Origin of the sequence: Saccharomonospora iraqiensis subsp. iraqiensis, assembly GCF_000430445.1 — a bacterium.
Classification (GTDB): domain Bacteria; phylum Actinomycetota; class Actinomycetes; order Mycobacteriales; family Pseudonocardiaceae; genus Saccharomonospora; species Saccharomonospora iraqiensis.
The window spans coordinates 50,847-55,506 of sequence record NZ_KE387090.1; the positions used below are offsets into that span (position 1 = coordinate 50,847).

Annotated in this window: 5 protein-coding genes; 4 read left to right on the forward strand and 1 reads right to left on the reverse strand. The window is 70.0% G+C overall.

Annotated elements, in window-relative coordinates:
* On the reverse strand, positions 1-1,534 hold a 1,534-nt coding region (locus ACTIR_RS23075; protein WP_034239711.1), incomplete at its 3' end, for an MFS transporter.
* 190 nt (positions 1,535-1,724) lie between these two features.
* Here ACTIR_RS23075 and ACTIR_RS0112490 point away from each other — a divergent pair.
* From ACTIR_RS0112490 to ACTIR_RS0112505, 4 genes are all read left to right on the forward strand, one after another.
* The gene (locus tag ACTIR_RS0112490; RefSeq protein WP_007025868.1) at positions 1,725-2,003 is read left to right on the forward strand and encodes a hypothetical protein; all 279 of its coding nucleotides are present in this window, start codon (positions 1,725-1,727) and stop codon (positions 2,001-2,003) included.
* Positions 2,004-2,080: 77 nt separating this feature from the next.
* Positions 2,081-3,613 carry a sodium-dependent transporter gene (locus ACTIR_RS0112495; protein WP_026454543.1) on the forward strand — a complete coding sequence of 511 codons (1,533 nt, stop codon included), beginning with the start codon at positions 2,081-2,083 and terminating at the stop codon, positions 3,611-3,613.
* Positions 3,613-3,729 (forward strand): methionine/alanine import family NSS transporter small subunit, encoded by a 117-nt coding sequence (locus tag ACTIR_RS25465; RefSeq protein ID WP_084789475.1) that lies wholly within the window; start codon positions 3,613-3,615, stop codon positions 3,727-3,729. The genes ACTIR_RS0112495 and ACTIR_RS25465 overlap by 1 nt, the downstream gene beginning before the upstream one ends.
* Before the next feature lie 177 nt (positions 3,730-3,906).
* A complete protein-coding gene (locus tag ACTIR_RS0112505; protein WP_026454544.1) occupies positions 3,907-4,626 on the forward strand; it encodes a DUF2267 domain-containing protein in 720 nt (239 codons plus the stop codon).
* The last annotated feature ends 34 nt before the right edge of the window (positions 4,627-4,660 follow it).

Below are 4,660 nucleotides of genomic sequence, written 5' to 3' on the forward strand. Positions count from 1 at the left end.
CCCGCTCCCGGCGCGCCACGGCGGCACGCCGTTGGGGCCCGAGTTCGGCGCCGGCCTCCTCGGGTTCGGCGCCCTCCGCCGCGGGTCCGCCCTCGGCGTCGGCGACGGTGAGCGGCTTGGCGATGTTCTCCATGCCCACGCCCTCGGAGCGCACCCCGAAGATCAGTTCCGCCACCCCGCCCAGCGCCATGACCACCGCGCCGACGGCGAACCCGATGGCCACCAGGGCGGCCTCGCCGGTGGCGATGAGCGAACCGAACAGCAGCGGGCCGATGATCCCGCCGAGTCCGGTGCCCACGGCGTAGAAGAAGGCGATGGCCAACGCCCTGGTCTCCATCGGGAAGATCTCGCTGACGGTGAGATAGGCCGAACTCGCGCCCGCGGAGGCGAAGAAGAACGTCACCCCGATCAGGGCGATGAACGACCACCGGTCGAACGCACCCACCACCAGCAGCACCGCGATGAGCAGGGTCAGGCCCGCGGAAACCAGGTAGGTCGTGGTGATCATCTGCTTGCGGCCGACGGTGTCGAACAGTCTGCCGAGCAGCAGCGGACCCATGAAGTTGCCCACGGCGAAGATCGCCATGAAGTACGGCACCGTCCCCGAGGCCACGTCGTAGAACTCGCTGAGCAGGGTGCCGAGATCGAAGGTGACCGCGTTGTACAGGAACGCCTGCCCGACGAACAGCGACAGCCCCAGGATCGTCCGCCTCGGATACAGCCTGCGCGCCACCCGGGCGATCTCGCGGAACGGGATCCTCTCCCGCTGCCGGACGGTGAGCCCCTCCTGCGGTTCGGACAGCTCCTGGGTGGTGTGTTCGCGCACCTCCTGTTCGACCTCGTCGGCCAGACGTTCGGCCTCGTCCTGGCGGCCGTGGATGAACAGCCAACGGGGACTCTCCGGGACGGTCCGGCGCAGCAGCAGGATCCCGAAGCCGAGGAACCCGCCGATCGCGAACGCGAGCCGCCAACCCAGGTCGAACGCGAAGAACGCGGTGTTGAGCAGCAGCACGGCCCCGAGCGCGCCCAGTGCCGCGCCCACCCAGTAACTCCCGTTGATGGTGATGTCCACCTGCCCGCGGTTGCGCGCGGGGATCAGCTCGTCGATGGCCGAGTTCACCGCGGCGTACTCGCCACCGATCCCGAGTCCGGTGACGAACCGGGCGAGGAAGAAGTACCACGGCGCGAAGGCGAACGCCGTCGCCACCGTCGCCACCACGTACACCGCGAGCGTGATGATCATCAGCTTCTTGCGGCCGAACCGGTCGGTGAGCTGACCGAAGAACAACGCCCCCAGGCACGCCCCCACGATGTAGATGGCCGCCCCGTAGCCGATGTCCGCGGCGTCGAGAGCGATCCCGCTCCCGGGCTCGATCATCCGCGCCGCGACCGAACCCACGATCGTGACCTCGAGTCCGTCCAGGATCCAGACGGTGCCCAGCGCGAACACGATCCGCCAGTGGAACCGGGACCACGGAAGTCTGTCCAGACGGGCCGGAACACGTGTCCGGATGGTGCCGAGTTCGACCGCCATGCCCAGACTCCCTTCCTCGCACCGGTCGTCTACGTCCTGCGCCGCCTCCGGGCGACCGTCCGAACGGCACTCACACATCGCGTCCGCCGCACCACGGCGCGTGTTCGTGGAGCGGGTGCCGCCAGCTGATACCCGCTCGCCGGTGGCTCGAACCACGGCACCCGCGGTATCCGCGGGGTACGATCCGGCCATGTTCCGATGCCGGCTGCTCGGCCACCGCTTCCGGTTCACCAGCGCCGGCGCCACCATGCGCTGGGCCTGTGCGCGGGGGTGCGGCGCCGAGGGGGCGAAGACCTACCCGACCCCCGAGGCGGCGCACCACTACGCCACCGTCTTCGACCGGGAGGACCGCGCCGATCTGGGCAGGCGCGCTCCACTGGTCGCCGGGATCCCCCTGCGCGTGGCGCATGCCCTCCGTTCCCGGCGGACCCGTCCCGGTGGGCGAGACAACTCGGTTAACAAGCGTTAGAGTCTGCGCGATTCACTCGATCGAGCGACTACACGACGAGACGCACACATCAGACGGACGAACGAGACGGAAGTTCTATGCAGGAACAACGTGAGCAGTGGGGAACCCGTGCCGGGTTCCTCCTGGCCGCGATCGGTTCAGCCGTCGGCCTCGGCAACATCTGGCGCTTCCCCTACGTCGCGTACGAGAACGGCGGCGGCGCCTTCCTTCTGCCCTACCTGGTCGCCCTGCTGACCGCGGGCATCCCGCTGCTGATCCTCGAGTACACGATCGGACACCGGTACCGCAGCTCGCCACCGACGGCGTTCCTCCGGTTGTCCAAGCCGGCCCAGCCGATCGGCTGGTGGCAGGTGATCATCTCCTTCGTGATCGCGGTGTACTACGCACTGATCATCGCCTGGGCGGTGATGTACACCGGCTTCTCCGTCGGCACCTCCTGGGGTGACGACCCGGAGAGCTTCCTGTTCGGCGACTTCCTGAACACGGCGGACGCGCCGGACGCGGGCTTCTCCTACGTCGGTGGGGTCGCCCTGCCGCTGATCGCGGTCTGGGTCGGCACCCTCGCGGTGCTCGCGATCGGGGTCCGCAAGGGCATCGAGCGGGCGGCCCGGATCTTCATCCCGCTGCTGGCGGTCCTGTTCGTCGTCCTGGTGATCCGGGCGCTGACCCTGCCGGGCGCCACCGACGGGCTGAACGCGCTGTTCTCCCCGGACTGGTCGGCGATCACGGACGGCAGCGTGTGGGTCGCCGCGTACGGACAGATCTTCTTCACCCTGTCCGTCGGCTTCGGCATCATGGTCACCTACGCCTCCTACCTGCGGCGGCGTGCCGACCTGAGCGGGTCCGCACTGGTGGCGGGCTTCGCGAACGGCTCGTTCGAACTCCTCGCGGGCATCGGCGTGTTCGCCACCCTCGGCTTCATGGCCGCGGGCACCGGCACACCGGTCGGCGAGATCGCCACCAGCGGGATCGGCCTGGCCTTCGTGGCCTTCCCGGAGATCATCTCCAGCATGCCCGGGGGCGAGATCTTCGGCGTGGTCTTCTTCGCCTCGCTCACCATCGCGGGACTGACCTCGCTGATCAGCATCGTGCAGGTGGTGGTGTCCTCCGTGGCCGACCGCACCGGCCTGAGCCGGGTGCCCGCCGTGCTGATCGTCGGTGGCCTCACCGCGGTGGTCTCGATCGCGCTGTTCCCGACGACGCAGGGCGTCAACATCCTCGACGTGGTCGACCACTTCATCAACCAGTACGGCATCGCGCTGGCCGGGCTGGTCGCCGTCATCGTGGTGGCCTGGTTCATCCGCGGACTGAAGCCGCTGGCCGAGCACGCGAACCTGACCTCCGCCGTGCGGGTGGGACCGCTGTGGCGGATCACCCTCGGCATCGTCACGCCGGTGGTGCTGGGCTGGATGATGTGGGACAGCCTCAGCGCCGAGTTCGCCGAGAACTACGGTGACTACCCGACGTGGTTCCTGATCGGCGCGGGCTGGGCCGTGGCGGTCGGCGCGATCGTGCTCGGCATCGTGCTCTCGCTGCTGCCGTGGAAGCACGGCGGGCAACAGTCCCCGGACGAGACCGGGGCCACCGACGTGGAAGGGGTGCAGCACTGATGTCCACCGGTGCCATCATCATGCTGATCGTGGCGATCCTGCTGGTCTGGGGTGGCCTCGGGGTGTCGATCGCGCTGCTGCGCCGGCATCCGGAACAGCCCGACGACGAGCTCTGAGAGCCCGACGACGCAGGTGTGTGGGGCACCGTTTCCCGTGGTCGCCGCGGGGAACGGTGCCCCACACCCGTCTCCGGCCGCGGTGCCTTCCGACGACCCGCCCGCATAGTCGCCGACCCTCCGGGTAGCCGAGTCGCACACACAGCGACCCGGCCGGTGCGTGAGCGAGGAGGGCACGTGAAGTACCAGGACCTGATCGAGACCGTTCGGACCGACGCCCGACTGGACAGCAACGAGCACGCGCGCGAGACCGTCCAGGCGGTGCTGACCACGGTCGCGCACGGGATCCCGCCCGAGGACCGGACGCGGCTGGCCGAGGCCCTGCCGGGTTCCCTGGAGAGCGCGGCCGAGGTCCCGGGGCCGCGGGAACCCCGCGACGGTGCCGGGGTCGTCACCGAGATCGGACGACGGCTCGACGTGGAGGCCGAACGCGCCCGCTACCTCGCCCAGGCGGTGTTCGGTGCCCTCCGGACGAACGACCCCGAGCTGGCGGACCGGCTGCACGGGGACCTCGAGGCCGACGTGCGGGAGGTGCTGACCCCGTCCGGCGAGGCCTCCCGGCGCGCGGAGAGCGAGCGCGGCGAGGTACCGACCGAACTGTCCGACGCCGAGGTGGACCAGGCGCTGCGCCGACTGACCGGGTGGACCGGGGACCACACCGCGATCTCCCGCACGGTCCAGCTCCCGGCGGACCGGCTCGAACCGCTGGTGAACCAGGTGCAGCGGGTCGCGGGCGAGCGCAACGACAAGGCGGCGGTGTCCCGGGACAGCACCGACACGGTGACGTTCACGCTGCGCACCGGTCGACCGGGGGTGGTCACCGAGCCGGACATCGAACTCGCCGAGCAGATCGACCGGGTCGTGTTCGAGGTGGGATCCGGCGGACAGCCCGGGTGAGGGCGTGGCCGGCGCGGGCGCTCGCCGCCGTCAC

What these genes read in the sequence shown, in the direction of transcription:
- ACTIR_RS0112490 (WP_007025868.1), top strand. Translation starts at nt 1,725, where the DNA reads ATGTTCCGATGCCGGCTGCTCGGCCACCGCTTCCGGTTCACCAGCGCC.
- ACTIR_RS0112495 (WP_026454543.1), top strand. Translation starts at nt 2,081, where the DNA reads ATGCAGGAACAACGTGAGCAGTGGGGAACCCGTGCCGGGTTCCTCCTG.
- ACTIR_RS25465 (WP_084789475.1), top strand. Translation starts at nt 3,613, where the DNA reads ATGTCCACCGGTGCCATCATCATGCTGATCGTGGCGATCCTGCTGGTC.